Origin of the sequence: Micropruina sp. (assembly GCF_047606665.1) — a bacterium.
Taxonomy (GTDB): Bacteria; Actinomycetota; Actinomycetes; order Propionibacteriales; family Propionibacteriaceae; genus Micropruina.
The window spans coordinates 294,591-321,490 of record NZ_JASGEF010000007.1; the positions used below are offsets into that span (position 1 = coordinate 294,591).

General features: G+C 67.7%; 29 protein-coding genes and 1 pseudogene. 20 read left to right on the plus strand and 10 right to left on the minus strand.

Features of this window, described 5'->3' with window-relative positions:
• Positions 1–2: 2 nt before the first annotated feature.
• Together QM619_RS02265 and QM619_RS02270 are read left to right on the plus strand one after the other, a co-directional pair.
• Entirely contained in the window at positions 3–1,295 is a 1,293-nt protein-coding gene (locus QM619_RS02265) for a DUF222 domain-containing protein (protein WP_415103866.1), read from the plus strand.
• A 67-nt stretch (positions 1,296–1,362) separates the two neighbouring features.
• A complete protein-coding gene (locus tag QM619_RS02270) occupies positions 1,363–1,680 on the plus strand; it encodes a helix-turn-helix domain-containing protein (RefSeq protein ID WP_415103868.1) in 318 nt (105 codons plus the stop codon).
• A gap of 15 nt (positions 1,681–1,695) precedes the next feature.
• Here the strand turns inward: QM619_RS02270 and QM619_RS02275 are convergent, their stop codons facing one another.
• Positions 1,696–2,343 (minus strand): N-acetylmuramoyl-L-alanine amidase, encoded by a 648-nt coding sequence (locus QM619_RS02275; RefSeq protein WP_415103870.1) that lies wholly within the window; start codon positions 2,341–2,343, stop codon positions 1,696–1,698.
• Here QM619_RS02275 and QM619_RS02280 point away from each other — a divergent pair.
• The 3 genes from QM619_RS02280 to QM619_RS02290 all read left to right on the plus strand — a co-directional run bounded on the left by QM619_RS02280 (position 2,327) and on the right by QM619_RS02290 (position 3,513).
• Positions 2,327–2,611 (plus strand): hypothetical protein, encoded by a 285-nt coding sequence (locus tag QM619_RS02280; RefSeq protein ID WP_415103872.1) that lies wholly within the window; start codon positions 2,327–2,329, stop codon positions 2,609–2,611. The genes QM619_RS02275 and QM619_RS02280 overlap by 17 nt on opposite strands.
• Positions 2,612–2,675: 64 nt before the next feature.
• A complete protein-coding gene (sigM, locus tag QM619_RS02285; protein ID WP_415103874.1) occupies positions 2,676–3,248 on the plus strand; it encodes an RNA polymerase sigma factor SigM in 573 nt (190 codons plus the stop codon).
• A gap of 61 nt (positions 3,249–3,309) precedes the next feature.
• Entirely contained in the window at positions 3,310–3,513 is a 204-nt protein-coding gene (locus QM619_RS02290) for a hypothetical protein (RefSeq protein ID WP_415103876.1), read from the plus strand.
• Between the two features lie 74 nt (positions 3,514–3,587).
• On the opposite strand, the gene glpK is transcribed toward QM619_RS02290, so the two are convergent.
• On the minus strand, positions 3,588–5,102 hold the full coding sequence (gene glpK, locus QM619_RS02295; protein WP_415103878.1) for a glycerol kinase GlpK: 1,515 nt from the start codon (positions 5,100–5,102) through the stop codon (positions 3,588–3,590).
• Positions 5,103–5,220: 118 nt separating this feature from the next.
• Entirely contained in the window at positions 5,221–5,982 is a 762-nt protein-coding gene (locus QM619_RS02300; RefSeq protein ID WP_415103880.1) for an MIP/aquaporin family protein, read from the minus strand.
• 256 nt (positions 5,983–6,238) lie between these two features.
• Here QM619_RS02300 and QM619_RS02305 point away from each other — a divergent pair, with 256 nt between their 5' ends.
• Both QM619_RS02305 and QM619_RS02310 read left to right on the plus strand, forming a co-directional pair.
• Positions 6,239–7,189: a sugar-binding transcriptional regulator gene (locus QM619_RS02305; protein WP_415103882.1), complete on the plus strand. Its 951-nt coding sequence runs from the start codon at positions 6,239–6,241 to the stop codon at positions 7,187–7,189.
• A 4-nt stretch (positions 7,190–7,193) separates the two neighbouring features.
• A complete protein-coding gene (locus tag QM619_RS02310; RefSeq protein WP_415103884.1) occupies positions 7,194–8,954 on the plus strand; it encodes a DUF4185 domain-containing protein in 1,761 nt (586 codons plus the stop codon).
• On the opposite strand, the gene QM619_RS02315 is transcribed toward QM619_RS02310, so the two are convergent.
• The gene (locus QM619_RS02315; protein ID WP_415103886.1) at positions 8,938–9,090 is read right to left on the minus strand and encodes a hypothetical protein; all 153 of its coding nucleotides are present in this window, start codon (positions 9,088–9,090) and stop codon (positions 8,938–8,940) included. The two genes, QM619_RS02310 and QM619_RS02315, sit on opposite strands and share 17 nt — an antisense overlap.
• A gap of 328 nt (positions 9,091–9,418) precedes the next feature.
• Here QM619_RS02315 and glpA point away from each other — a divergent pair, with 328 nt between their 5' ends.
• The 3 genes from glpA to QM619_RS02330 are packed head-to-tail and all read left to right on the plus strand — an operon-like array spanning position 9,419 to position 13,523.
• On the plus strand, positions 9,419–10,996 hold the full coding sequence (glpA, locus tag QM619_RS02320; RefSeq protein ID WP_415103888.1) for an anaerobic glycerol-3-phosphate dehydrogenase subunit GlpA: 1,578 nt from the start codon (positions 9,419–9,421) through the stop codon (positions 10,994–10,996).
• Positions 10,996–12,291, plus strand: coding sequence for a glycerol-3-phosphate dehydrogenase subunit GlpB (glpB, locus tag QM619_RS02325; protein WP_415103890.1), 1,296 nt, complete (start codon positions 10,996–10,998; stop codon positions 12,289–12,291). Before glpA ends, glpB begins: the two co-directional genes overlap by 1 nt.
• A complete protein-coding gene (locus tag QM619_RS02330) occupies positions 12,288–13,523 on the plus strand; it encodes an anaerobic glycerol-3-phosphate dehydrogenase subunit C (RefSeq protein WP_415103892.1) in 1,236 nt (411 codons plus the stop codon). Before glpB ends, QM619_RS02330 begins: the two co-directional genes overlap by 4 nt.
• A 57-nt stretch (positions 13,524–13,580) precedes the next feature.
• Here QM619_RS02330 and QM619_RS02335 read toward each other — a convergent pair whose 3' ends face one another.
• Positions 13,581–14,648, minus strand: a complete 1,068-nt coding sequence (locus tag QM619_RS02335; RefSeq protein WP_415103894.1) for an NAD(P)H-dependent glycerol-3-phosphate dehydrogenase — start codon at positions 14,646–14,648, stop codon at positions 13,581–13,583.
• A 299-nt stretch (positions 14,649–14,947) separates the two neighbouring features.
• Here QM619_RS02335 and QM619_RS02340 point away from each other — a divergent pair, with 299 nt between their 5' ends.
• From QM619_RS02340 to trxA, 7 genes are all read left to right on the plus strand, one after another.
• Complete coding sequence (locus QM619_RS02340) at positions 14,948–15,688, plus strand: DeoR/GlpR family DNA-binding transcription regulator (protein ID WP_415103935.1); 741 nt, start codon at positions 14,948–14,950, stop codon at positions 15,686–15,688.
• Between the two features lie 124 nt (positions 15,689–15,812).
• Positions 15,813–16,304, plus strand: coding sequence for a ribose-5-phosphate isomerase (locus QM619_RS02345; RefSeq protein ID WP_415103896.1), 492 nt, complete (start codon positions 15,813–15,815; stop codon positions 16,302–16,304).
• 73 nt (positions 16,305–16,377) lie between these two features.
• Positions 16,378–17,400: a hypothetical protein gene (locus QM619_RS02350; RefSeq protein WP_415103898.1), complete on the plus strand. Its 1,023-nt coding sequence runs from the start codon at positions 16,378–16,380 to the stop codon at positions 17,398–17,400.
• A 28-nt stretch (positions 17,401–17,428) separates the two neighbouring features.
• Positions 17,429–18,286: an HAD-IIA family hydrolase gene (locus QM619_RS02355; RefSeq protein ID WP_415103900.1), complete on the plus strand. Its 858-nt coding sequence runs from the start codon at positions 17,429–17,431 to the stop codon at positions 18,284–18,286.
• A 32-nt stretch (positions 18,287–18,318) separates the two neighbouring features.
• Positions 18,319–18,534 carry a hypothetical protein gene (locus QM619_RS02360; RefSeq protein WP_415103902.1) on the plus strand — a complete coding sequence of 72 codons (216 nt, stop codon included), beginning with the start codon at positions 18,319–18,321 and terminating at the stop codon, positions 18,532–18,534.
• A 121-nt stretch (positions 18,535–18,655) separates the two neighbouring features.
• The gene (trxB, locus tag QM619_RS02365) at positions 18,656–19,642 is read left to right on the plus strand and encodes a thioredoxin-disulfide reductase (protein ID WP_415103904.1); all 987 of its coding nucleotides are present in this window, start codon (positions 18,656–18,658) and stop codon (positions 19,640–19,642) included.
• 36 nt (positions 19,643–19,678) lie between these two features.
• Complete coding sequence (trxA, locus tag QM619_RS02370; protein ID WP_415103906.1) at positions 19,679–20,002, plus strand: thioredoxin; 324 nt, start codon at positions 19,679–19,681, stop codon at positions 20,000–20,002.
• Here the strand turns inward: trxA and QM619_RS02375 are convergent.
• Complete coding sequence (locus tag QM619_RS02375) at positions 19,995–20,528, minus strand: hypothetical protein (protein ID WP_415103909.1); 534 nt, start codon at positions 20,526–20,528, stop codon at positions 19,995–19,997. The genes trxA and QM619_RS02375 overlap by 8 nt on opposite strands.
• 145 nt (positions 20,529–20,673) lie before the next feature.
• Between QM619_RS02375 and QM619_RS02380 the strand changes: the two genes are divergently transcribed.
• The 3 genes from QM619_RS02380 to QM619_RS02390 are packed head-to-tail and all read left to right on the plus strand — an operon-like array spanning position 20,674 to position 23,653.
• Complete coding sequence (locus QM619_RS02380) at positions 20,674–21,963, plus strand: PLP-dependent aminotransferase family protein (protein ID WP_415103937.1); 1,290 nt, start codon at positions 20,674–20,676, stop codon at positions 21,961–21,963.
• A gap of 10 nt (positions 21,964–21,973) precedes the next feature.
• Positions 21,974–22,933, plus strand: a complete 960-nt coding sequence (locus tag QM619_RS02385; RefSeq protein WP_415103911.1) for a D-alanine--D-alanine ligase family protein — start codon at positions 21,974–21,976, stop codon at positions 22,931–22,933.
• A gap of 3 nt (positions 22,934–22,936) precedes the next feature.
• Entirely contained in the window at positions 22,937–23,653 is a 717-nt protein-coding gene (locus tag QM619_RS02390) for an SURF1 family protein (protein ID WP_415103913.1), read from the plus strand.
• On the opposite strand, the pseudogene QM619_RS02395 reads toward QM619_RS02390, so the two are convergent.
• The 4 genes and pseudogenes from QM619_RS02395 to rsmG all read right to left on the minus strand — a co-directional run.
• A pseudogene (locus QM619_RS02395) lies at positions 23,636–23,968 on the minus strand (DUF3817 domain-containing protein); the annotation flags it as partial. The gene QM619_RS02390 and the pseudogene QM619_RS02395 sit on opposite strands and share 18 nt — an antisense overlap.
• Before the next feature lie 133 nt (positions 23,969–24,101).
• Positions 24,102–25,007, minus strand: coding sequence for a ParB/RepB/Spo0J family partition protein (locus QM619_RS02400; protein WP_415103915.1), 906 nt, complete (start codon positions 25,005–25,007; stop codon positions 24,102–24,104).
• Positions 25,004–25,915, minus strand: a complete 912-nt coding sequence (locus tag QM619_RS02405; protein ID WP_415103917.1) for a ParA family protein — start codon at positions 25,913–25,915, stop codon at positions 25,004–25,006. Before QM619_RS02405 ends, QM619_RS02400 begins: the two co-directional genes overlap by 4 nt.
• 154 nt (positions 25,916–26,069) lie before the next feature.
• Positions 26,070–26,666, minus strand: a complete 597-nt coding sequence (gene rsmG / locus QM619_RS02410; RefSeq protein ID WP_415103919.1) for a 16S rRNA (guanine(527)-N(7))-methyltransferase RsmG — start codon at positions 26,664–26,666, stop codon at positions 26,070–26,072.
• Between the last annotated feature and the right edge of the window lie 234 nt (positions 26,667–26,900).

Here is a 26,900-nt window from a genome sequence, read left to right on the forward strand (position 1 = left end):
CCATGGATGCTCTGACCAGGCTCGATGCGGCCGCTGTCGCCACAACGGTGACGGCGCTGGCAGAGTCCGGCTGCAACCATTCGGACGCCGAACTGATCGACCTGATCACCCAGTTGGAGCGGCTCAAGAACGCGGCGGCCGCGGCCCAGGCTCGTGCCACCGTCGAGCTGCGGGAGATCCGCGAGGCCGGGGCCCGTGCCACCGGACGCAGTGTGAAGCGGGTCGCTGCCTCGGTGGCCGGCGAGATCGGCCTGGCTCGCCACGAGTCACCGCATCGGGGCAGTGTCCTGGTCGGGCTAGCCGCTGTGCTGGTCGGTGAGTTGCCGCGCACGATGGCGGCGTTCAGCGCCGGCGAGATCTCGGAATGGCGGGCCACCTTGGTCGCGCGGGAGACCGCGTGTCTCTCGCGGGCCGATCGGGCTCAGGTCGACGCCGAACTCGCACCGCAGCTGGCCGGCATGTCCACCCGGCAGATCTGCGCGGAGGCCAGGAAGGCCGCCTATCGCCTCGACCCGCACAGCGTGGTCGACCGAATCGGGCAAGCCGTGAAAGACCGGCGGGTGACCTGCCGTCCGGCGCCTGACTGCATGACCTACGTGAGCGCGTTGCTGCCCGCGGTCGACGGGGTGGCGATCATCGCAGCCCTCAAGCAGGCGGCCGACACCGCCCGTGCGGCCGGCGACGCGCGGTCCAAGGGCCAGATGATGGCCGACACCCTCACCGCACGAGTCACCGGCAAGGAGACCGCGACCGATATCGAGGTGGAGATTCAGCTGGTCATCACCGACGAAGCCCTCCTTGGCGACAGCGACATCCCAGCCCGGTTGAACGGCTACGGTCCGATCCCCGCCCCGATCGCCCGCGGCCTCGCCGCCGAGGCCGTGGGGAAGCACCAGGCATGGCTCCGCCGGCTGTATGTCCGCCCCGACCAGGGACGACTGATCGCGATGGAATCGACCCGCCGGCACTTCCCGAAGGGCATGAAGGCGTTCATCGAAGCTCGCGACGAGGTATGCCGGACGCCGTGGTGCGGGGCGCCCATCCGGCACACCGATCACGTCACCCCGGTCCATGCCGGCGGCATCACCAGCCTGACCAACGGGCAGGGCCTGTGCGAACAGTGCAACCAGATCAAAGAACACCCCGGCTGGCGACATGTGGTCGAGCCCGACGGCACCGTCATCGTCCGGACCCCGACCGGGCACCGGCATCAGAGCCGACCGCCCGACCTGCCCTACGAACCCAAACCGGCGGGTTTCACCGTCGACTTCCAGCATCGCCGATATGCCGCGTGACTAGCGGATTCGCTATTACCCAACAGGTTGGGCGGATTCTTGGGACGACGCCCACCAAGGTGGGCATGTGCCCCGTCCCGAGCCGCTCGAGTCCTACGTCGTGGCCGCTCAGCTGCTCGGTGACAAGGTCCGGGCGCTCCGCGAGGATCGTGGTCTGACGCAGGAAGAGTTGGCGCATCGCACCGGCATCGCGCGCAATCAGATCCAGAACATCGAGCACAACCGCAACAACTCCAAGGACCCCACCACCGGCAGACCCGGCCATGGCAACGCCCGGCTGGACACCATCTTCCGGCTGGCGAACGAGCTCGGCGTCAAGGTCACCTACCTGGTCGATCCGACCCGTCCGGTCAACCCGTTGCCCCGGCGCTACGGATGGCAGTAGCCCCGTGCCTCGCCCTCAGTCCAGCCAGCGCACCAGACCCTTCGCGATGGACGTGGCCACCGCCTTACGGAACGCGGGCGAGCGTTGCAGGGCCAGGTCGGCCGCATTGCGCATATTGCCGACCTCCAGCATCACGCCCGGTACCCGGATCAGGTTGAGCCCCGCGATGTCGGTGCGGGCGTGAATGCCCGTCCCGCCGCCGATGTATGTCGAACGGGGCAGGTCCGTCCCGTCGTCCAGCGCATTCCGCAACTGCGTTGCCAGTGCGCGCGACTGGCGCTCGACAGCGCTCCCGCCGACCATCGTGGAACTGATGATGAAGTGGTAGCCGCGAGCCCCTTTGGCCAGGTTGCCGTCGGCATGCAGCGACACCAGCGCGTCGGGTTTCGCATCGTTGGTGATCTGAGCCCGGATGTTCACGCACGGACCGCTGCCGTGGTCGTTGCTCCGGGTCAGCACGACCTTCGCTCCGAGGTCACGCAATTGAGTGACCAGCACGGAGGCGAGATCCCAGTTGAAGGCGTGCTCCGCGTACCGTCCTGCGGCGGTGCCCGAGGAGTTGCAGGGCTTGGTCCGTCCATTCCCGGCCGGCACCTGCCGGTTGAGCGCGGTCGTCCAGACGCCGTTGTGACCAGGGTCGACGACGATGGTACGGCCGGCCAACGGCTTCGCCGTCCGGGTGGCGGTCGGGGTCGGCGACGGGGTCGGAGCTCGACTGAGTGCCGGGGTCGGGGTGGGCGTGGGTGCGGCGATCACCGGCGCGACGGAAGTCACCGAAGGCGACGAGCTCACCCTGGACGCCGGCAGTGGGCCGCTGCAGCCGACCATGGAAAAGCCGATCAGAATCGCCAAGGCACGACGCGCTATCCAGGTCACCGTCCCATTCTCTCGCGACCTCGGTCTCGCCCAACCGCTACCCTCAGCAGGGTGAGTCCCTGGTACGTCCGTCTGCGCCCCCGAGGGACCCCGCCGACCCTAGATCGACGAGGCGGACGATGACCACCGATCCCACAGACGCCGAGCTGCTCGCCGCGCATGTCGCGGGGGACGATCGCGCCTTCAACAGGTTAGTAGAGCGCCACGCCGACCGGCTGTGGAATGTCGCGATCCGGGTGATGAACCGTCCCGAGGACGCCGACGACGCGCTCCAGGACGCGATGATCTCCGCCTTTCGCCGGGCCGCCGACTTCCGCGGGGACGCCGCCGTCACCACCTGGCTGCACCGGATCGTTGTCAACGCCTGCCTCGACCGGCTGCGCCGGATGGCCGTCTGGAAGTCCGAGCCACTCCCCGACGACCCGGAGCGGTCGTTGCACTTCGCGTGCACCAGGGACGATCCCGAGACCGCCGCCGTCCGCGCCGGCATCGCCGACGAGGTCACCGCTGCTCTCGGACGGATCGGGCCAGATCAGCGCGCGGCCCTCGTGCTGGTCGATCTGGAGGGATACTCGATGGACCAGGCAGCGCGTATCCTCGGCTGCGCCCCCGGCACGGTGAAGAGCCGCTGCTCGCGTGGCCGGGCCAAACTCGCCGTCCTGCTGCAACACCTCAAGGAGGAGGTGAACTGAGATGGGAACCGATCAGTCCGAGGCTGCGTCCAAACCCGAGTCTCCGGCAGAGAGAAGCCGCATGATCTCCGAAGAAGCGGTCAGCTACTACCTGCGGGCCGCCCCAGGCGTCCGTTGCCCCGACGAGGTGCGCTCGCGGTTGCGGGCAACCATCGCCGGCGAGGTCAAGCTGCGTCGCGCCAGCCGGGTCGAACCCGACGCCGACGTCCGCGAACTCAAGAACCCGGCCCGACTCTGGGCGAACGAGACCATCCGCCGCAGCTGAGGTCGCACTACCCACGCGAAACCGCCACCGGAAAGCTCCGGTGGCGGTTTGCGTGTGACAGCGAGTGCCCGGAATTACTGGGCCGCGATGTCCTCGTCAACCCAGTCGAAGGTCCGGGTCACAGCCTTCTTCCACTGGCGGTACAGCCGGTCGCGCTCGGCCGGATCCATCTTCGGCTCCCACCGCTTGGCCTCGGCCCAGTTGTCGATGACGTCCTGCTCACCGTTCCAGTAGCCGACCGCGATGCCGGCGGCGTAGGCGGCACCCAGCGCGGTGGTCTCGGCGACCACCGGACGGATCACCGGCACGCCGACCTGATCGGCCTGGAACTGCATCAGAGTCTCGTTCATCGTCATGCCGCCGTCGACCTTCAGCTCGGCCAGCTTGACGCCCGAGTCGGCCTCCATCGCGTCCAGCACCTCGCGGGTCTGGTAGGCGGTCGCCTCCAGCGCGGCACGGGCGAAGTGCCGCTTGTCGACGAACCGGGTCATGCCGACGATCGCGCCGCGAGCGTCCGAACGCCAGTACGGGGCGAACAGGCCCGAGAACGCCGGCACGAAGTAGATACCGCCGTTGTCGTCGGCCGCCAGTTCTTCGACCTCGGGGGCCGCCGAGATGATGCCGAGCTGGTCGCGCAGCCATTGGATCAGCGAGCCGGCCAGGGCGATCGAACCCTCCAGGGCGTAGATCGGCTTGTTGTCGCCGATCTTGTAGCACACCGTGGTGAGCAGGCCGTTCTTCGACGGGACGATCTCTTCGCCAGTGTTCATGATCATGAAGCAACCGGTGCCGTAGGTGTTCTTGGCCATGCCGACCTCGAACGCCGCCTGGCCGAAGGTCGCGGCCTGCTGGTCGCCCAGGTCGCCGGCGATCGGCACGTCGTAGAGCAGGCCCACCGGACGTCCGTAGCCGTAGATCTCGGACGACGACTTGATCTCGGGCAGCATCGACATCGGAATGCCCATGTCGGCGGCGATGTCGGCGTCCCAGCTGAGCGTGGCGAGGTCCATCAGCATGGTGCGCGAGGCATTGGTCACGTCGGTGACGTGGACGCCGCCGTCGACACCGCCGGTCAGGTTCCAGATCACCCAGGTGTCCATGGTGCCCATGATCAGGTCGCCGGCCTCGGCGCGCTCGCGCGCACCCTCGACGTTGTCCAGGATCCACTTCACCTTGGGGCCGCAGAAGTAGGTGGCCAGCGGCAGACCGACCCGGTCCTTGTACTTGTCCTGGTTGCCGCCACCGAGTTCTTCGATGATCTTGTCGGTGCGGGTGTCCTGCCAGACGATCGCGTTGTAGACCGGCTCACCGGTGTTCTTGTCCCAGACCAGGGTGGTCTCGCGCTGATTGGTCACACCGACGGCCGCGAGGCTCTCATTGTTCACCTGCGCATCGGCCAGAGCGATGGCGACGACCTCGCGAATGTTCTCCCAGATCTCCTTGGCGTTGTGCTCGACCCAGCCCGCCTTGGGAAGGATCTGTTCGTGCTCCTTCTGACCGGAGCCGACGATCCGGCCCGCATGGTTGAAGACGATCGCACGCGAACTCGTCGTCCCCTGATCGATCGAGAGAACGTACTTCTCAGCCATTGTGTTCCTTTCCACATCCTTGTAGTTGCTCGATTACATCGTGCCCGGTGCCGGACGGCAAGGCCAGTGACCGCTGCGCAGCCGTCCGACACGCAGACATCCGACGAGAAATCCGCCGTCACGGCAGCAGGAATCCCGAACTCCAGCCCGCCAGGACACCGCCGATGATCGGCCCGACCACCGGCACCCAGGCGTAGCCCCAGTCCGACGAGCCCTTATTGGGAATCGGTAAGATGGCGTGCGCGATGCGCGGGCCCAGGTCGCGGGCGGGGTTGATGGCGTATCCGGTCGGGCCACCAAGCGAGGCACCGATGCCGACGACCAGCAGGGCCACGCCAAGCGCGCCCAGCCAGCCCAGATTGGCCGCCGGAGTCGCGCCCGCACCGGTGAACTTGCCGGCGCCCAGCACCACGAAGACCAGTACGAAGGTGGCGATGGCCTCGGTGATCACGTTCCACACCGGGTCGCGGATCTCAGGTCCGGTCGAGAACACGGCGAGCTTGATGCCGTCCGGGGCGTCCTCGTCGAATTGCTTCTTGTAGGCCAGCCAGGCCAGGACCGCACCAATGAATGCACCGACCATCTCGGCGCTGAGGTAGGTGGCGACCGAGGCGGCATCGACCGGGATCCCCGGCACGAACTCCTTCGCGCCCGAGGCGAGGATGCCCAGTGTGACGGCCGGATTGAGGTGTCCGCCCGACTTGTACGAGACCAGAACGCCGGCGAAGACCGCGAGACCCCAGGCCCAGTTGATATGCAGAGTTCCGCTGCCGTGGCCCTTGCTCTTGGGCAGCAGGTTGTTGGCAACCACTCCGGCGCCGAGCAGCAACAGCATCGCGGTGCCGACGACTTCGGAAAGGAAGATGGTTGCGAGAGTCATTTCTCAGCTCCCTTCAGGTACCGCACGCGGTACCGAGATTGGGGCCGGGAACCCCGGCCGCCATGCCCTAGCTTCGCCGACCCCTGGTGGAATCGACGGGGAGGTCGAGGGGTGTCGAGACGCGTAGCCGCGCCATGCGACTGAGCCCCGAGCGGCCGTCCGCTTCCGGCCGTCCACCCAAGTCTGGTGCAGCCTTGCCATAGCTGCACGCATGCGTTAAGTGTTTTGCACGAACGTGCAGACGCAGAGGAGGAGAGTGAACGACCGCTACGACGAGATGTACCAAGCAGCCTCTCGCTACTACATCCAGGGCGAGACGATGGAATCCATCGCGCACCAACTGGGGCTCTCCCGGTCCACCATCAGCCGGCTGCTGAGGGACGCCCGCGCCTCAGGCCTGGTCCGGATCAGCCTGGCCGACCACAGCGGTTCGCGCTCCCCGCTGGCCACCGCGCTGCACCATGCCTTCGGCGTCCAGGTGCATCTGGTGTCCACTCGCGACGGCGTTTCCGATCAGCGCCGCTTCGACCAGGTGGCCCGGCTGGCCGGCCGGCTGCTCTCCGAGGCGGTCGAGGACAACCAGGTGATCGGCGTCGCCTGGGGCGTGACGATCTCACAGGTCGTGCGCTATCTGCAGCCCAAGCCATTGGTCGGCGCCACCGTGGTGCAGATGAACGGCGGAACGAACCAGTGGTCGTCCGGCATTCCCTATGTGGGCGAGATCCTGACCGGCGTCGGGGACGCCTTCGGCTCACGCGTGGTCTATTTCCCGGTGCCCGCCTTCTTCGACTATGCCGAGACCAAGCGGGCCATGTGGCGCGAACGGTCGGTGCAGAACGTGGTGGCCCTGCAACACCGCATGGACGTCGCCATATTCGGCGTCGGCTGCCTCAAAGCGCAGGTTCCGTCGCACGTGTACTCGTCCGGCTATCTCGACGACGACGAGATGCAGCAGCTGGTCGCCGACGGCGTGGTCGGCGACGTCTCCACCGTGCTGTTGCGCGAGGACGGCTCATGGACCGACATCGACTTCAACGCCCGCGCCTCGGGGTTGACCCCGGTCGAACTCGCCGGCGTCCCCCGCCGGTTCTGCGTCGTGGCCGACCCGTCGCGGGCGTCCGCGGTGGTCGGAGCGCTGCGGGCCGGCACCACCACCGACCTGGTGATCGACGAGGGCACCGCCCGCGCGGTGTTGGCCAGGCTGTAGCGGCATGGCCTGGCCCGCGCTGATCGGTCCGGCATCGCTGCTGGAGTCGGACGCCCGGACGCCCCGGTGGCTGCCGGGCGCCCCCGGCAGGTTGGAAGCGGCAATCGGCAGCCGCAACGCCGACGGCACCCTGACCATTCATCACTACATCAGCGACCAGCGGCGTCCGGACGACGGCTGGCGGCGCGGCGCAGCGATCAGCACCCGCGCCACCGGGCCGGCGAGCCTGTTCCAGCGCGGCCGCCCTGATACCACCGCGCACGAACTGATCGCCGCGGTGCCCGAGCCGGACGGACTGGTGGGGTACGCCTGGGCAGCGACCGCCCCCCTTGCGTCCGGTTGGCGCCGGATCGGGCCGGACAAACCGCCGCCGATCGAGACCAGACCCCCCTGGGACGGGCCGGACGATGCCCGCGAGTGGGGCTACGGCGTGGTGATCGCCGTAGCCACCGCGGCCACCCGGCTGCGCAACGGCTGGGTGCAGGCACTGGTCCAGGTGGACGGCTCCATCTACCACCTGCACCGGCAGCAGCGGGCCGGCGGGGTGCGGTGGATACGCCACGCATGCCTGCGGCTGGCCGATGACGACCCGGTTCTCGACGCCACTGAACCCTCGGCCAAGGTCGCTCAGGTCAGCGGCGAACGGGACAGCCAGCCCGGCGGGACGGGCCGGACGCTGTCCACCTCGGAATCCCGCTCGGGGGTGCGCGGCACCGATCTCGGCGTCCGGTTCGATCACGCCGGCCGCACCTTTCTGCTGTTCGGCGACACCCATTGGTCGCGGCGCCCCTGGCTCGGCACCCGCGACGCGATCGCCGAGGTGCTCGATCCGGACGCCGAACGGCCCGACGTCCGCTTCCACGGGGCTCCACTGAACGTCCGGGGGCTGAATCTGCGCGGTGGACTGGTCACGATGCGCGAGTACGACGTCCCGCTGGACGCCTTCAGCGCCCGCGGCCAGCTGTACGGCTTCTTCACCTCCAACCACTTCCGCGACGAGCAGCCGATGGGTCGCAGCGTGCTCGCCCGCGCCACACGGGCGGTTCCGGCGATCGATCCCCGGCAGCGCCGGCGCCCGGTGCGGTTCCGACCGCTGGCCACGTTCTCCGATCATCGATTCGTCAACGTGTCGGTGCAGCGCCACGGCGACCACCTGCTGATCTGGGGCAGCGGCACCTTCCGCGCCGACGACATCCGGCTGGCCCGGGTCGATCTCACCGCACCCGCGGTGGTGGCCGGTCTGGCCCGTGGCGGCGTCGCACCATTCCTGGACGCCGTCCGCTACTGGACGGGTCCGGACGCCTGGTCGGCCGACGAGGCCGACGCGCGGCCGATCGTGACGCCGGGAGCGCACGGCGAGGTCTCCGTCCGCTGGGTGCCCGAGGTGGGCCGCTATCTGATGCTCACCATGGGTGGGCCCGACGACCCGGCCGGCGCGGCCGTGCTGCTGCGCACCGCCACCCAACCGTGGGGACCCTGGTCGCCCCGGCTGCGGCTGTTCGACTGGATAGCCGGCGGCATGCACCCACCGGACGCCTCACGCCGCTTCATTCGCGCGTTCGCCGACGGCACCGACCCGGTCGGCGACGCCGTCTTCCGCCAGCAGGCGCGCTCCACCGGGGCTGCGTACGCCCCGTACTTCTTCGATGCTCGACGAGACGGCGACCGGCTGCTGCTGCGCTACACGCTGTCGACCTGGAACCCCTACCAGGTGGTGCTGATGCGGCACCGGCTCAGGCTCGACGAACTCACCTGCTCCGTTTGACGCCACGGGCGCGCAGGATCAACCAGACCACCAGGACGCACACCGCCGGCGCGATCAGTGGCTCCACCCACGATCGCCCTTGACTCATCGCGGACGCCACGGCCAGGCCGGTGAAGAGCACGGTGAACACAGCCATCGCGATCAGTATCGCGATGGTCCGGGTACGTGCGGCCATACGTGTCGGGGTTCTTCCACTCATCGATTCCCATCGAAGTACCGCGATGGATGATCTGCAAGGGGAGATGACGGAACCGGACACTCACGCGCAGATCGAAAAATGCAAGAAAATCCTGCTCTAAATGCGGCTCGAAAGTCGTATCAGACGCCCGCAATGCTCGGGTAGCGTGCCGTTCAATCGGGCACGACAAGCAGTCCCCGCACGGGGCCGCAGGGGCCTGACCGACAAAACCCATTGGCGGGACGTCGTGGAGGACGGCGCCGCGTCAGTCGATCGGAGGATGCACGTGAGAACTCTCTCCGCAGACGTCGTCGTCGTGGGTGGCGGCTCCACCGGCGCCGGTGTCGTCCGGGACGTAGCGATGCGCGGGTACTCCGCGATCCTGGTCGACCGGGCCGATCTGGGTCAGGGCACGACGGGTCGCTACCACGGCCTGTTGCACTCCGGCGGTCGCTACGTGATCAGCGATCCACACTCGGCCACCGAATGCGCCGAAGAGAACGCCATCGTCACCCGGATCCAGGCCCACGCCGTCGAGCGCACCGGCGGCTACTTCGTCGCCACCCATGTCGACGACCCCGCCTGGGGCGACGACTGGGCCAAGGGCGCGACCGACACCAAGGTGCCGTTCGAAGAGGTATCGGTCGCCGAGGTGCTGAAGGAAGAGCCACGGGTCAATCCGAAGATCTCCCGGGCCTTCAAGGTCGAGGACGGCTCGGTCGACGGCTGGCAGCTGGTCTGGAGCGCCGCCAACTCGGCCAAGCAGTACGGCGCGAAGATTCTCACCTACCACCGGGTGACCAAGATCAACCGGGACGGCGACCGGGTCTCGCAGGTGATCTGCACCGACGAGAAGACCGGCGAAGAGGTCCGGATCGACACCAACTTCGTGCTCAACTGCGCCGCTGCCTGGGGTGGCCAGATCGCCCACATGGCCGGCTGCCCCGACGTTCAGGTGGTGCCCGGCGCCGGCATCATGATCGCGATGAACCACCGGCTCACCAACACGGTGATCAACCGGCTCACCTACCCGGCCGACGGCGACATCCTGGTCCCGGTGCACACCGTCTGCATCATCGGCACCACCGACCAGAAGGCCGACGACCCGGACAAGCTGAAGATCGCCTGGGACGAGGTGCAGCAGATGATGGACTGCGGCGAACTCCTGGTGCCCGGCTTCCGCAACGCGCGCGCCGTCCACGCCTGGGCGGGTGCCCGTCCGCTGGTGAAGGACTCCCGTGTCGGCTCGGGCGACACCCGGCACATGAGCCGCGGCATGTCGATCATCGACCACTCCGAGCGCGACGGCCTGAAGGGTCTGCTGACCATCGCCGGCGGCAAGCTGACCACCTACCGGCTGATGGCCGAGAACGTGGTGAACGCGATGTGCGCCCAGCTGGGCGAGACCCGTCCCTGCCGGACGGCCGAGGAGCAGTGCCCCGGTTCGGAGGCCAAGAAGAACTACGTGATCACCCACCGGCTCGAAGAGCGCGAGCACGACCGCACCGAGGACCAGATCCTCTGCGAGTGCGAGCTGATGAGCAAGGGCATGTTCACCCGCGCCCTGGCCGATCAGCCCAAGGGCAGCTTCGACGATCTGCGTCGCCAGCTGCGCCTCGGCATGGGGCCTTGTCAGGGCGGTTTCTGCTCGATGCGCGCGACTGGCGTCGCGTTGCAGTCCGAGCACATCGACATCGAGCGCGCCACCGGCCTGGTGCGGCTGTTCCTGAAGAACCGCTGGATCGGCATCTGGCCGATCCTGTACGGCGACCAGGTCCGGCAGACCGCGCTCGACAACTGGATCTTCCAGGGCACGTTGGACGTCGAGCACCTACCCGGCCCGACGCATGAGGAGGTCGTGTGATGACACGCGTTGTGGTGATCGGGGCCGGTGTCTCCGGCCTGGTCGCGGCCACCCGGCTGGCCCGGGCCGGCGCAGCGGTGACCCTGCTGGCCAAGGGCACCGGCGGCCTGCAGCTCTCCCAGGGCACCATCGACATCCTCGGCTACGCCCCCGAGCGGGTCGAGCGGCCGCTGGACGCCCTGGCCGGCTTCGCCGAGGCCAACCCCGGCCATCCCTACGGCTTCCTGGACGCCGAACTGGTCGGCGCGTCCGCGAGCTACGTCGCCGAACTGGTCGGGCCCGCCCTGCTGGTCGGCGACCCGGCGGTCAACCTGCAGTTGCCCACCGCGGTCGGTGCCATCCGGCCCACCGCGCTGGCCGCGCCCAGCATGACCGCCGGCGCCTGCGTCGAAGGCGCGAAGTTCGTGATCGTCGGGCTGCGCCAGCTGAAGGACTTCTACCCCGAGTTGGTCGCCTACAACCTGAACCGCACCGACCTGCGCAGTCTCGGTCTGGCGGGCGGCGGACGCCTCACCGCCCGCCCGGTGATGCTCGACTTCCCGGCCCGTGCCGGCGAAGTGGACTCCTCCGGTCTGACCTACGCCCGAGCGCTGGACGACCCGGCCACCCGGCGCCGGTTCGCCGAGGCGATCAAGCCGCTGGTCAACGACGGCGAGAGCGTCGGCCTGCCGGCCGTCCTCGGTCTGGACGAGCACGACGCCTGGGCCGAGATCGCCGAACTCATCGGGGCACCGGTCTTCGAGATTCCGCTGCCGCCGCCGTCCGTGCCGGGCATGCGGTTGAACCGCACCCTGACCGCGGTCGCGAAGGCCTCCGGCGTCCGGGTGGTGCCGGGCAGCCGGGTGACCGGCTACCGCAGCTCGGGTGACTCGGTCGCTTGTGTCCAGCTGGCCACCGCGGGCGGCCTCCGTGAGTTCAGCGGGGAAGCGTTCCTGCTTGCCACCGGCGGTTTCGAATCGGGCGCGCTGCATGCCGACTCGTACCACAACCTGCGCGAGTCGATCTTCGACCTGCCGTTGCGGCGTCCCGAGGGAACCCTGGTGCACGGCGACTACTGGGGTGCTCCCCAGCCGCTGTTCACCGTCGGCGTGGAGACCGGGCCGGACCTGCTGGTCCATCACCCCGGCGGGGACGCCGTCTACGACAACCTGTACGCCGCCGGCGGCATCCTGGCCGGCGCCACCCGCTGGCAGGAGAAATCGGGTGAGGGCATCGCGCTGGCCAGCGCGGTGAAAGCCGCCGACTCGATCCTTGCCGCAGCCTCGTCCATCACCACCCAAGGAGCAGCCTCATGAACGCCTCCGAAGGCTTGGAGTTCGCCCAGACCCAGGTGGCCCGGGCGTCCCTCGACCATTGCGTGAAGTGCACGATCTGCGAGACGCACTGCCCGGTGGCCGCGGTCACCCCGAAGTTCACCGGGCCGAAGTTCGTCGGTCCGCAGGCCGAGCGGTTCCGGCACGGCGAGTCGGTCGACCACTCGCTCGACTACTGCTCGTCCTGTGGCGCGTGCACCTTGGCCTGCCCACAGGGGGTGAAGATCGCCGAGCTGAACGGCCAGGCCCGCGCGGTGATGAAGGCCGACGACATGCCGTTGCGCGACCGGCTGATCACCCAGACCACGCTGATGGGCCGGGCGATGACGCCGATGGCGCCGGTGGCCAACGCCGCACTGTCGATCAAGCCGCTGCGCACCGTGGTCGAGAAGGTGCTCGGCATCCACCGCGACGCCCCGATGCCGCACGCCAACACCCAGACCATCACCGGCTGGCTGAAGAAGCGGACCAAGCGCGCCAAGCCGGCGACCCGCGGCCCGATCATCTTCTTCCACGGCTGCGCCGGCGGATACTTCGAGGTCGAGACGTCCAAGAAGTCGATCGAGGTGCTGGAACACCTCGGCTATGAGGTGCTGGTGCCCAAGCAGGGCTGCTGCGGCCTGGCCGAGCAGTCCAACGGCCTGTTCGACGGGGCCAGCACCAAGGTGCTCAAGCTGTGCGACGATCTGCGGGCTTCGGGACGCGACCTGACCATCATCTCCTCGTCCGGCTCTTGCACCGGCATGCTCAAGCACGAGGCGCACGAGATCATGGGCGTGGACGATGCCCGGCTGGCCGATGTCGGCACCCGGATCCGCGACATCATGGAGTTCCTGCTGGAGCTGTACGACGCCGGCGAGCTGCCGACGGACTTCAAGGAGATCCCGCTGACGGCCGTCTATCACGCGCCCTGCCAGCTGAAGTCGCAGGGCATGGGTCAGCCCGCCATGGAGGTGCTCAAGCTGATCCCGGGCGTCGAGGCGATCGAATCGGGCGCCACCTGCTGCGGCATCGCCGGCACCTACGGGCTGAAGAAAGAGAAGTACGAGATCGCCCAGGCCGTCGGCAAACCGCTGTTCGACAAGGTGCGCGAGGTGAACCCCGAGTTCGCGATGTGCGACACCGAGACCTGTCGCTGGCAGATCCGGAAGGGCTCCGGCGCCGCCGTCGAGCACCCGATCTTCTTGGTGCACCAGGCCTACGGCCTCAGCTGAAAGTGACCGAAAGAACCGTCCCCCCGGTCCGGGGGACGGTTCTTTCGGTCAGTTTTCTCAGACTCCCGAGCCGTTGCTGCCGAAGAACATCTTCCACGGGACGTCGACCGCGGCGTCCTTGGCCACCACCGCGTGCAGATGCCGCAGCAGCGGGAACTGCACGGGCTTCAGCACACCGCGCTCGGTGAGCCGCTCGAATGCGTCCCCGATCACCTTGATCGCCGCCGCACCCTCCAGGGTGACGCCAGGCATCTGATCGCGGGCCTGCGTGAACGTCATGCCGGCGCCGACCAGGGTGCCCACCTTCACGTTCCGGCCGCCCATCGAGGTGACGAAGCAGTCGCCGATGCCGGGCAGGCCGAGCACGGTGGACTGCTGCCCGCCGAGCAGTTCCATGAACTGGGTCATCTCCACCGACGCCTGGCCGAACAGTGCGGCGCCGTAGTTGAAATTCACATATTGCGGGTCTGTCTCGCCGAGCGCCTGCAGCTGGCCGTGCATGAAGCCGGCACCGAACGCGTAGCAGTTCTTGGTCGCCGCACACACCTCGACGCCGACGAAATCGGTGCTCGTCCAGACGTGGTAGAAGTCGGTCTCGAACAGCCCCTTCCACATCGCGATCACCTCGGGATCCTCACCGGTGAAGACCACGCTGGTGTGCCGCCGGATCGCCACCTCGCCGGCGATGGACGGGCCGGCGATCGCTGAGATCGACACCTGGGAGCGCAGTTCCTCGGGGAGATGGGCCATCAGAGCGCGGGGCAGAATGGTGAGGTTCCCGTCCTCGTCCGCCTGCATGCCCTTGGCCAGGGCGATCACGTGCATGCCCGGACGCAGCAGGCCGGCCAGCTGCTCGCCCGCCCAGTCCACACCGAACGAGTTCACCCCGCTCATCACCAGGTCGACGCCGTCGAACGCCTCGGCCGCCTCTTCCAGCTGATAGGCGGTGACGTTCGCGGGAACGGCCAGGTTCAGGTTCGGGTGGACGCCGGTGGTTTTGATCGAGTCGATGACCGCCCGGTCCAGATGGGTTCCGACCAGCCGCACCTCACCCCCGTTGTCGGTGAACGGGGTCGTCAGAGCCGTGGCCATGATTCCGGAGCCCAGGACCACCAGGGTTGCCATGAAGGTTTCTCCTTTCCGGCGGATGCCGGGGTAGCGCCGGCTCGACACCGGCGGACTTGAGCGCTCGGCGACCATGCCGAACCTGGACTTCCCAACCTAGTGCCACGGCCGGCAACCTTCAGCCCCTCGACCCCCACCGTCACCGCTTGCTCGAATATCATCATTTCGCACGACCTTCGTGCGAAAAACACGTCCGATATCGCACAGGTACGGCATGATGATTGTGATCGAACGATGGAGGATGGGTGACCACCAAGGGACGGGGCCGCGGCTCGGCCGGAGCGCTCCGGGAGCGTCGAATGGCGATCGCCGAACGAGTGGTCAAGAACGGCTCGGCATCGGTGGACGAGTTGGTGGAACTTACCGGCGTCTCGGCGATGACGGTGTACCGCGACATAGAGTCGCTCGAAGAGGCCGGGGTGCTGATCCGGCACCGCGGTCAGGTGACCGCCGTCGCCACCGGACTCAACGAGATCGGTGCCAGCATCCGGGTGAATCAGAACGCCGAACTGAAGCAGGAGGTGGCCCGGGCCGTCGTGGAGCAGATCCGTCCGGGCAGCTCGATCCTGGTCGACGACTCGACCACCGCGCTGTGGGTGTTGCGGATGCTCGAGCTGGTCCCGCTCACCGTGGTGACCAACTCGATGCTGGTCGCTCGCGAACTGGAACGCCGCTCCGGCATCCGGCTGTTCGTCACCGGCGGCGAGTACCAGGCCTGGTCGGAGGCGATGGTGGGCCAGACCACCATCCACGTGATCGCCGACATCCGCGCCGACTACTGCCTGCTGTCGGCGTCCGGAATCAGCGACCTGCTCTGCTACCACCCCTATGAGGACTGCGCCCAGGTGAAACGGGCGATGATGGCGTCCGCGGACAAGTCGATCCTGCTGCTCGATCACACCAAGCTCGACCGGCGTGCCCTGCACACCTTCGCCTCGATGACCGATTTCGACCAGGTGATCATGGACTCGCAGACCTCGGACGAGGCGATCGCCGCCCTGCGGGACAAGGGTGTCGCGGTGGTCCGGGCAGCTGGCTGACGACCTCACCAGGAACGGACGTTCTTCTCACAAAAGCTGTTACAAACACCTCAGCCACTGGTAGGTTCGTGCAGTGCGAGGCGCCTAGTCGGCTGGCTCGCTCACCTCGTGCAAAGGAGTACGAATGGGTTTGCGCATCGTGGTCGGGGCGGACATCGCCGGATACGACTACAAGGAGCAACTGAAGAAGGATCTCGAAGCCGATGACCGGGTCGATGAGGTCATCGACGTCGGTATCGGATCCGGTGAGGACGTCGACTACCCGCACGTCGCGGTGGCCGGCGCACGACTGATCGCCGAGGCCAAGGCCGATCGCGGTCTGTTCGTCTGCGGCACCGGGATGGGCGTCGCGATGGCGGCCAACAAAGTGCCCGGCATCCGGGCGAGCACGGCACACGACAGCTTCTCGGTCGAGCGGCTGATCCTGTCCAACAACGCCCAGGTCCTCACCTTCGGTCAGCGGGTGATCGGCATCGAGCTGGCTCGGCGACTCGCCAAGGAGTGGCTCGGCTACACCTTCGACCCCCTTTCGAGTTCCGCACCCAAGGTCGCCGCACTGGAGGCCTACGACATCGGCGGCACCGAAGCCGAGGCAACCGCTCAGTCCTGCGACTGAGCATCGGATTTCCCGCGGCCCTGTCGGAGGGACGCGGCCAACCCAAGTACTCACATTCGAAAGCGTGGCAACCATGGAATTCGTGTTTCTGTTGCTCGTCGCTGCGGCCGGAGGATTCTTCGGTGCGTGTGTCGGCGGCAACTTCTCCTTCGTGATCACCGGCTTCGCCGGTCTCGCAGCGACAGCGGCCGGTGTGGCCGGCGGCGCCGACATCTCCAGCTTCCTGTTCAGCTACGTGGCATTCGGCCCGTTCACCGGCCCGCACATCGCTTTCACCGGCGCGGTTGCCGGCTCCGCCTACGCGGCCATGCGGGGCTACACCGACAACGGCAAGGACATCGCGCAGCCGCTGGCCCGGTTGGGCAAGGTGGACGTCCTGCTGGTCGCGGCCGGGACCGGCGTGGTCGGCTGGCTGCTCAACAGCTACGTCTTCGGCAAGATCCCGTGGTTCGGCGGGCACACCGACACGGTGGCCCTGACGGTGGCCACGCTGGGCATCGCCACCCGCTTCATCTTCGCCGACCGGTCGCTGCTCAACCCGGAGCATTACGCCAAGACCGGCAACAAATTCGCACCGCATGAGCACAGCGCCTGGATCCGCTACCAGGAGACCTTCCCGCAGCTGCTCACCATGGGCATCTTCCCGGGTCTGCTCGGCGCCTCGATCGCGCTGCTGCTGGCCGTCAACTTCCCCGGTGTCGGCATGAGTGCGGCCGCGTTCCCGTGGGCCATCTCTGCGATCACGATCTTCTTCCTGAACATCGGCTACAACTCGCCGGTCACCCACCACATGACGATCATCGGCGGCCTGGGCGCGATCGTCTTCTACCCGATCCTGGCCGGCCAGCACGCGATCAGCGCCGCCACCCTGCACAGCCTGCACGTGAACACCCCGCTGGGCGTCGACTACGGCCTGGCCGTGGGAGCGATCCTGATCGGTACGGCGTTCGCGACGTTGTCGTCGTTCCTCGGCGAGGCCTCGGCCCGGCTGTTCCAGTCCCGCGGCAAGACCCACATCGACCCCCCGGCGGTCGCCATCTTCCTGGCTACCACCCTGATCTGGATCGTCGCCGCGATGCTGGGCGCCAGCAACTGACCAAACCACTGACAAGGGAGAACGTGCCGTGCGAGACGTCCTGAAACACCCCGCAGAGTTCTACGACGCCTATGTCTTCGACATGGACGGCACGATCTACCTTGGCGACCACCTCCTGCCCGGCGCGGCTCGGATGATCAACGAACTGCGCCGGCGGGAGATCCCGATCCGCTACCTGTCCAACAACCCCACCAAAGACCCCGAGATGTACGCCCGGAAGCTGATCAAGCTCGGTCTGCCCACCCCGGTGGAAGATATCTCGAACACCATCGTCACCACCACCAAGTGGCTGCTGGCGAACCATCCCGATGCCGTTCTCTTCCCGATCAGCGAAGAGCCGCTCAAGCGGGCGCTGATCAAGGCCGGCTTCACCCTCAGCGACGATCCCGAAGAGATCGACATCGTGATCGCCAGCTACGACCGGACCTTCGACTACCGCAAGCTGCAGATCGCCTTCGACGCCATCTGGTTCTACAAGCGGGCCTTCCTGATCGAGACCAATCCCGACCGGTTCTGCCCCTTCCCCGGCGGACGCGGCGAGCCCGACTGCGCCTCGATCACCGCGGCCATCGAGGCCTGCACCCGCACCACGTGCGTGAAGTCGCTGGGCAAGCCCGACCCGATCATGCTGCAGGTGACCATGGAGGGCCTGGACGCCCGCGTCGAGCACTCGGTGATGGTCGGCGACCGGCTGCAGACCGACATCCAGATGGCGCTGGACACCGGCATGGTGTCCGGCCTGGTGCTCACCGGCGAGGCGACGGCAGACGACGTCCGCGCCCTCTCGCCGGAGCACCAGCCCTCGTACGTGATGGACCGGGTCGACCGGCTGATTCCACAACAGGCCTGGGACGAACTCGGCTGGACCGAGGAAAACTGGAAGTAGCCTGAGCGACTCGAGTAAGGAAGGAGCGCATCATGACCCAACAGGACAGCCCGGCCGTCGATCCGAGCTACGGCGGATCCGAGCATCCGCACCCGCACAACGATCCCGAGGTGGATTCGTCCTACGGCGGCGAGAACGCGCCGCACAAGCATGACCCCCGGCTGCCCGGCGTCGACCCGTCCTACGGCGGCGACGAGTCCCCCGGCTACGTCCACCGCACCGGTCTGGACGCCGAGGACGACGCCTGAACCGACCACCCACACCACTCCAAGCGCCCCCGGAATACCACCGGGGGCGCTTGGGTTGTCCCAGCAGAACGGCCGGTCGCATTAGGCTGGCCTCGCACTCCATCCTCCGCGTAAGGACGCCATGTCAGAGATCCGCGACGTCATAATCATCGGCTCCGGCCCGTCGGGCTACACCGCCGCCATCTACGCAGCCCGCGCCGACTTGAAGCCACTGGTCTTCGAGGGCGCCCTGGAGGCCGGCGGTGCGCTGATGAACACCACCGAGGTGGAGAACTTCCCCGGCTTCCCCGAAGGCATCATGGGCCCCGACCTGATGGCCAACCTGCGCTCCCAGGCCGAGCGGTTCGGCACCGAGATCGTCACCGACGACATCGTCGAGGCCGACCTGGCCGGTGCGGTCAAATCGGTCACCGACAGCGAGGGGAACGTGTACCGGGCGCACGCGGTCATCCTGGCGATGGGCTCCGGCTACCGCCGGCTCGGCCTGGAGGGCGAAGACCGGCTGTCCGGACGCGGGGTCAGCTGGTGCGCCACCTGCGACGGCTTCTTCTTCCGCGACAAGGACATCGCCGTGATTGGCGGTGGCGACTCGGCGCTGGAGGAGGCCACCTTCCTGTCCCGGTTCGCGTCCTCGATCACCGTGGTGCACCGGCGCGACGAGCTGCGGGCGTCCAAGATCATGGTCGCCCGCGCCGAGGCCGACCCGAAGATCTCGTTCGCCTGGAACTCGACGGTGGCCTCGATCAACGGCGAACAATCGCTGACCTCGCTGACCTTGGCCGACACCGTCACCGGCGAGCAGCGCGAGTTGGCCGTGCAGGGTTGCTTCATCGCGATCGGCCACGATCCGCGCTCGGAGTTGGTCCGTGGCCAGGTGGACACCGACGCCGCCGGCTACGTGCTGGTGCAGCCCGGTTCGACCCAGACCAATCTGTCCGGTGTCTTCGCCGCGGGCGACCTGGTCGACCACACCTACCGGCAGGCGATCACCGCGGCCGGCACCGGCTGCTCAGCGGCACTGGACGCCGAACGCTACCTCGCCCAGCTGCACGACGGCTCCGACCACGACGACACCGCGGATTTGTCGGCGCTCGACGCTAGGGTCTGACCCACGCTCCCCAAGCCTGAGAACGAGAGGAACATCGTGGCCAACGTCACTGCCGTCACCGACGACACCTTCGACGCCATGGTCGTCCGGGCCGACAAACCGGTTCTGGTCGACTACTGGGCCGACTGGTGCGCGCCCTGCCGCCAGATCGCGCCGATCATCGAAGAGCTCGCCGGCGAGTACGGCGACCGGATCGCCTTCTACTCCCTCGATACCAACACCAACCCGCGCATCCCGACCGAACAGGGCGTCCTGGGGTTGCCGACCATCCAGATCTTCTCGGGTGGCGAGCTGGTCAAATCGTTCACCGGTGGCAAGACCAAGGCGGCGCTGGTGCGCGCCCTGGAAGAGTTCATCTGACCCGTCGGGCCGGTTCCGGCGGCGCCACCGGCCGCACCGCCTGCACCAGGCGTCCGAGCCGGACCAGCACCGAGCTCTTCGGCGCTGTCACCACCGCGCTCAGGTCGAGCCGCCATGTGTTCCGGGCGTGCGCCGGGACGAAGCCGGTGGCGTCCAGAAATCCTGAGGGCAGCGCAGCACAGCCCCGTCGCGAGTCGGAGCTGGCCAGCACCGTCCCGACCCGGGCGCGGTGCAGTCCGGACGCCAGCCCGTACAGCAGGGCGCGTCCGTTGCCCTGCCCGAGATAGCCGTCAGCGACCCAGCCGGCACCGATCCGGGCCACGGTGACCCGCGGATCGCCCAGGGTCGCGGCCGACGTCAACAGCAGACCGACCGGTCTCCGGCTCTCCAGCGCCACCGCCCCGCACCAGCCCCAGGCCGCGTGGGCGGCGATCATCCCCGCCTCGTCCAACGGCATCGGCCGCCCACAGTAGGGACAGGCCAGGCCACGCACCAGTGCCGGCCCCACCAGCTCGATGCTGACCACGGTGTCCTCCTGGGCTCCGACCACGCCTCACCCGGCGGTCGGCTTCATCTTAGGCAGTCGAAGGCGACCACGGACGAGTTCTGGAAGGTGACGCCCGTAAGCTGGGCCCGTGAGCCCACCGGAACCCATTCACCGTCGTGACACCATGCTCGACCCGTGGATCGACGCCTATGCCGAACGCACCCACGGGCTCACCGTGTCGGCCGTCCGGGCCTTGTTCTCGGTCGCCAACCGGCCCGAGGTGGTCTCGCTCGCCGGAGGCATGCCGAACATCGCCGATCTGCCCCGCGAGGCGATCGGCGAAGCCATGGCCAGCCTGATCCGCGACCGCGGCACCCAGGCCATGCAGTACGGCTCGGGCCAGGGCGAACCGTTCATGCGCGAGCAGATCACCGAGGTGATGGCCGAAGAGGGCATCGCCGCACACCCCGACGACCTAGTGGTCAGTTGCGGCTCGCAACAGGCCCTCGACCTGGTCACACGGGTGTTCTGCGATCCGGGCGACGTGATCCTGGCCGAGGCCCCGTCCTACGTGGGCGCGATCGGCACCTTCCGGGCGTACCAGGTGCAGATCGTCCAGGTCGCAATGGACGATCGCGGCATCGTTCCGCAGGCACTGCGCGAGGCGATCGCCGCCTGCCGTGCCGTGGGCAAGCGGGTGAAGTTCCTTTACACGATTCCGAACTTCCAAAATCCCACCGGCGTCACGCAGACTGTGGAGCGGCGCCAGGAGTTGATCGAGGCCGCGCATGAACTCGACATCCTGATCGTCGAGGACAACCCGTACGGACTGCTGGCGATCGAGGGCGAACCGAAACCGGCGCTGCGCTCGATGGACGACTCCCGTGTCGTCTACCTGGGTTCGTTCTCGAAGACCTTCGCCCCCGGTTTCCGGATCGGCTGGGCGCTGGCGCCGCACGCCGTCCGGGAGAAGCTGACCTTGGCGCAGGAGTCGGCGACGCTGGCTCCCCCGGTATTCAGCCAGTTCGCCATCTCGACCTACCTGCACCAGTTCGATTGGCGCGGCCAGATCCAGGTGTATCGCGACATGTACCGGGCCCGGCGCGACGCGATGCTGCAAGGCCTGACCGAGAACATGCCCGAGGGCACCACCTGGACGCATCCGACCGGGGGGTTCTTCGTCTGGGTCACGCTTCCCGAGGGCCTCGACTCGCAGGCGATGCTGCCACGGGCGGTCTCGGCACGGGTCGCCTATGTGCCGGGGACGGCCTTCTTCGCCGACGGGCTGGGCAGCCGGAACATGCGGCTGTCGTTCTGCTTCCCGCCACCTGAGCGGATCATCGAGGGCACCCGCCGACTCGGCGAGGTGCTGCGCGACGAGATCGACACGCTGCGCACCTTCGGCATCGGCTCGGGCTCCGGTGGCCATCTGTACCGCGACATCACCTCCGGACCCGCGCCGGACATCACCTGAGGATCAGCCAATGAGCAGCCAACCGGGCACCGTCGTAGTCCTCGCCGGAGGACTCTCCCACGAACGCGACGTATCGCTGCGCTCCGGACGCCGGGTCGCCCAGGCAGTGCGGGCCCAAGGACTGTACGTGGTGGAGACCGACATCACCGAGGGGCTCGCCGGCCTGCTGGCCGACGCCGCTGATCCGGTGGTGTTTCCGGTTCTACACGGCGGTGACGGCGAGGACGGCTCGGTGCGCGAGGTGCTCGACCTGCTCGGCGTCCCCTACGTGGGCTCGACCGGGCCGGCCTCCCAACGGGCCTTCGACAAGTCGATCTGCACCCCGCTGCTGGACGTCGCCAAACCCGCGCAGGCCGCCCTGCCTCAGTCGGTGTTCCGCGAACTGGGGGCGCAGGCACTGGTGAAAGCCCTAGTGAAAAGGCTCGGACTACCACTGATGGTGAAACCGACGCGCAGTGGTTCGGCGCTGGGCTGCACCAAGGTGGGCGTCGCCGAGGAGCTGCCGGCGGCGATGGTGGCCGCCTACGCCTACGGTGAGACCGCGGTCATCGAGCAGTTCATCGAAGGCACCGAGGTCGCCGTAACCGTGGTCGACACCGGCGATGGACCGCGGGCGCTGCCGGCGGTGGAGATCAGGCCGCGTTCCGGAGTCTACGACTACACGGCCCGGTACACCGCCGGCGAGACCCGGTTCATCTGTCCGGCCGAGCTGAGCGACGAGGTGGCGAACGCCTGCGCCGCGCTGGCTCTGAGCGTGCATGCCCAGCTCGGGCTGCGCGATCTGTCCCGCACCGACATCATGGTCGGCGCCGACGGGCCGGTGTTCATCGAGACCAACGTCTCGCCGGGGATGACCGAGACGTCGCTGGTGCCGCTCTCGGTCGAGGCGGCCGGCGAGGATTTCGGCGAGTTGTGCGCGGCCTTGGTCCGGCAGGCGCATCGGCGCGGCCCCTCCGGCGTCCGGGGCTGAACCGTGTCGCTGCGGGTCAAACAGGCACTTGTCATCCTGGCCGGAGTGGTCGCGGCCGCGATCATGGTCGGGCTCGGACTGTGGCAGTTGCAGGTGTTCACCGACCAGGGCAATGCGTCCGCCCAGGCCCGTGCCAAGCAACCGGCGGTAGTGCTGCTCGACTTCGTGAACCCCGACGGCACGGTCGGCGACATTTACGGAAAGCCGGTGACGGTGACCGGCCACTACCTGCCCGAAGAGCAGGAGCGGATCCTCGGCGCCGACGGGGTGGTACGGGTGCTGTCCGCTTTGGAACTGCCGAACGGCCGGGTGCTGCCTGTGGTGCGCGGCACCATCGCCCAGGGTGTCGAGGCACCCGCTCCGCCGTCCGGCGAACACAGCGAGGCCGGCATCTTCCTGCCCTCCGAGGCCGCCGACGACACGCCTACGTCTAGGGGTTATACCTTGAGTACGGTGCGGTTGCCGCAGCTGGCGCAGCTCTGGCCGCAGCCTTTGATGCCTGGATTCATCACTTTGGACGCCGCGGCGTCCGCCCGGCAAGGCCTCTCTCCGGCCACCGTCTCGCTGCCCGAGGGCGAGGGCTCCTGGCGCAACAGCGGTTACGCCTTGCAGTGGTGGGCGTTCGCCCTATTCGCGCTGGGCATGAGCTGGCGGATCGCGCACAGCATAGGCAAGCGCCGGGCCGGCGTCACCGGCATGGGCTCAGCGGAGGTCGAGTAGGCCCAGCCGAGCGCGGACGTCCTTGGTGGCGTAGCGCTCCGCGACGAACGACAGGAACGGGATGGTTCCGGCCAACGCGATCAGGATCAGCCGTAGCCAGGGCCAGTTCACCCGGCGTCCGAGGTCGTAAGCGGTGATCAGCAGAATCAGGTACAGCCAGCCGTGCGGCACGCCGGTCCAGGTGACAACGGTGTCGTTGTGGCCCAGGTACTTCAGCGGGACGCCGACGCAGACCAAGACAACCAGCAGAACCCCGACGATCCACGCCATCACCCGGTAACGCAGCAGGGCGAAACGGACGGCGGGCGCATCGTCGGCAGTCATCACGCTGCCGAGGCTACCTGTCCGAGCCCGTGGCTCTGGGCCGCGTCCCGAAGGGTGTCACCGACACCTGTTCCGGATATTTATCGATAAATATCTATTTTGAGTTGCCTTGTCAGTGGCTGGTTCAGGCCAGCAGGTCGACCAGCCTGCCGAGGTCGTCGTCGTTGGCGAATTCGATCACGATCCGACCGCGTCCCTTCGTGCCCATCACCACATTGACACGGGTGTCGAGGCGTTCGACCAGTCGTTCGGCCAAGGCGGACGCCCGTACCGTGGGCTCGCGGGTGATCCGCTGGCGCGGTGCCTTGGGCGTCCGGCCATCATCGAGGGCGACGATCTCTTCGACCGCCCGGACCGACAGATTCTCGGCGACCACCCGCTGTGCCAGTCGTTCCATGGCGAGCGGATCGCCCAGTCCGAGAATGGCACGGGCGTGACCGGCGCTGAGCACGCCGGCCGCGACCCGGCGCTGGACCGGCGCGGGCAACTGCAGCAGCCGAATGGTGTTGCTGATGTGCGGACGGCTGCGCTTGATCCGGGTGGAGAGTTCCTCCTGCGTGCAATCGAAGTCGGTGAGCAGCTGCTGGTAGGCGGCCGCCTCTTCGAGCGGGTTGAGCTGCGCGCGATGCAGGTTCTCTAGCAGGGCGTCCCGCAACAAATCGTGTTCCGCGGTGGGACGGACGATCGCCGGAATCGTGGACAGCCCGGCGGCCTGGCTGGCGCGAAGCCGACGCTCCCCCATCACCAGTTCGTAGGCGTCGTTGCCGAGCGGACGCGCCACGATCGGCTGAAGAAGACCCACCTCGCGTATCGATTCCACCAACTCGTCCAGGGCGTCCTCTTCGAACACCTGGCGGGGCTGCTTCGGATTCGGCCGGATGCTGTCGACCGGAAGTTCCGTGTAGTACGAGCCCTCAGGAGGCTCCACCGCCAGCGGTTCCGCGCGCTGCGGCTCCAACTCCGGGTCCGTCCGGTGGATCAGGTCGCCCAGACCGCGTCCGAGGCCGGTCCGTGGTTTGGCGAGAGTCATCGTCGTCCTTTCCCAGTGGCGCCGCGCCGGGCAATCTCCTCAGCGGCGGCAAGATATGCCCGCGCACCCGCGGACGCGCGGTGGTAGGCGATCACCGTCTGGCCATAGCTCGGAGCTTCCGACACACGAACAGAGCGGGGGATAGCGGTGGTCAGCGTCTCGGCGGGGAAGTGCGTGCGCACCTCGTTCGCCACTTGTGTGGACAACCGGGTGCGGGCGTCGAACATGGTGAGCACGATGGTCGACAGCTTCAGGCGGTCATTCATCGAGCCCTTGACCAGATCGATGGTGCGCAGCAGCTGAGAGACGCCCTCCAGCGCGTAGTACTCGCACTGGATAGGCACCAGCAGTTCCCGTGCTGCCACCAGGGCATTCAACGTGAGCAGCCCCAGCGACGGTGGACAGTCGATGAAGATGTAGTCGACCCGATGGCGGGCGATCAGCCGGTCGATCGCCCGCAGCAGGCGACTCTCCCGGCCCGGAACGTCCACCAACGCGATCTCGGCGCCAGCCAAATCGATCGTGGCCGGCAACACCCAGAGGCCCCTGGCTTCGGGGGACGCCTTCACGTGCCGATCGATGGGTGCGCCGTCGATCAGCACCTCGTAGGTGCCGGCGACACCCTCTTGATGGTCGATGCCAAGAGCAGTGGATGCGTTTCCCTGCGGATCGAGGTCGATCACCAGGACGCGGAGGCCGCCACCGGCCAAGCCGGCGGCGAGATTGACCGCTGTGGTGGTCTTGCCGACGCCACCCTTCTGATTGGCGATGACGATGATTCGTGGGGCGTCCGGCGCCGGCAGAACCGGCGTTTCACGTGGAACGGCCTCGTCGGGAAGCTCCACCGGTGCCGGCTCGAACTCGTCGGTCTGGTAGGAGACGCGACGCGGGGTAGCGGACTGAGTCACTCGGGCGATCCCGTCGGAGGGAGAAGTGTTTCACGTGGAACGGACGCCATCGCGGGTTACCTGCCTGCCTTTCGCATGGTGCATGCTCGGCTGTAGAGCTTACCGGCGAGCCCAGGTCGGTCTCGCCTCCGACGCGCGAGGCCGCGCAGTGCGGTCAGCGAATTCGCACCACCCAGGTCGATTCGTTCGTTCCAGGGGTCGCCACAGCGAGCACTTCGCCACTCAACCGCCGCTTGCGCAGTGTCTTCTGGACGTCAAGAAGCTCCCGCTCAGCGCTCTCTCCCTTGAGTCCGAGGAACTGACCCCGTGGTCCGACCAGCGGCAGGCACCAGTCGAGGAGCTTCGGCAGGGCCGCGACCGCTCGCGCTGTGACCACGTCGTAGCGCTCGCGGTGGTCTTCGGCCCGTCCCCGCACGACTGTGACGCGCTCGGACAGTCCGAGTTCGGCCACTGCCTCGCTGAGAAACCTCGCTCTGCGCAGCAGCGGTTCCAGCAGTGCGACGGTGAGGTCAGGACGGGCGATGGCAAGCGGAATGCCCGGCAGGCCGGCGCCCGATCCGACGTCAACGATCCGGCTACCCGAAGCGATCAATGGGTTGATGACAAGGGAGTTCAGGACATGCCGAGGCCAGAGCCGATCGACCTCGCGTGGTCCGATCAAACCCCAGTCGACACCTCGACTTGCCAATATATCGACATATCGTCCGGCCACTCCGTAGCTGTCGCCGAAGACGTCGCGCGCGATTTCCACATCCCATGTCTACATGCCCGCACACGGAACTCCGCCCGCTGCCCACCGCCGGTACGCCGGGCCGGTTCTTGTGGTCACCGGGACGGTTCTCCCGGTCACCCGACAGGTGCCCTGGTAACCGACGACCTGTCCCCTTGAACATGCGGAGAGCCGGGTCACGGACGCCCCCCAACAGTCCGTCCGACCCGGCTCAATCCAACATCACCACCCCGCAGACTCCGTTTCCACGTCCCC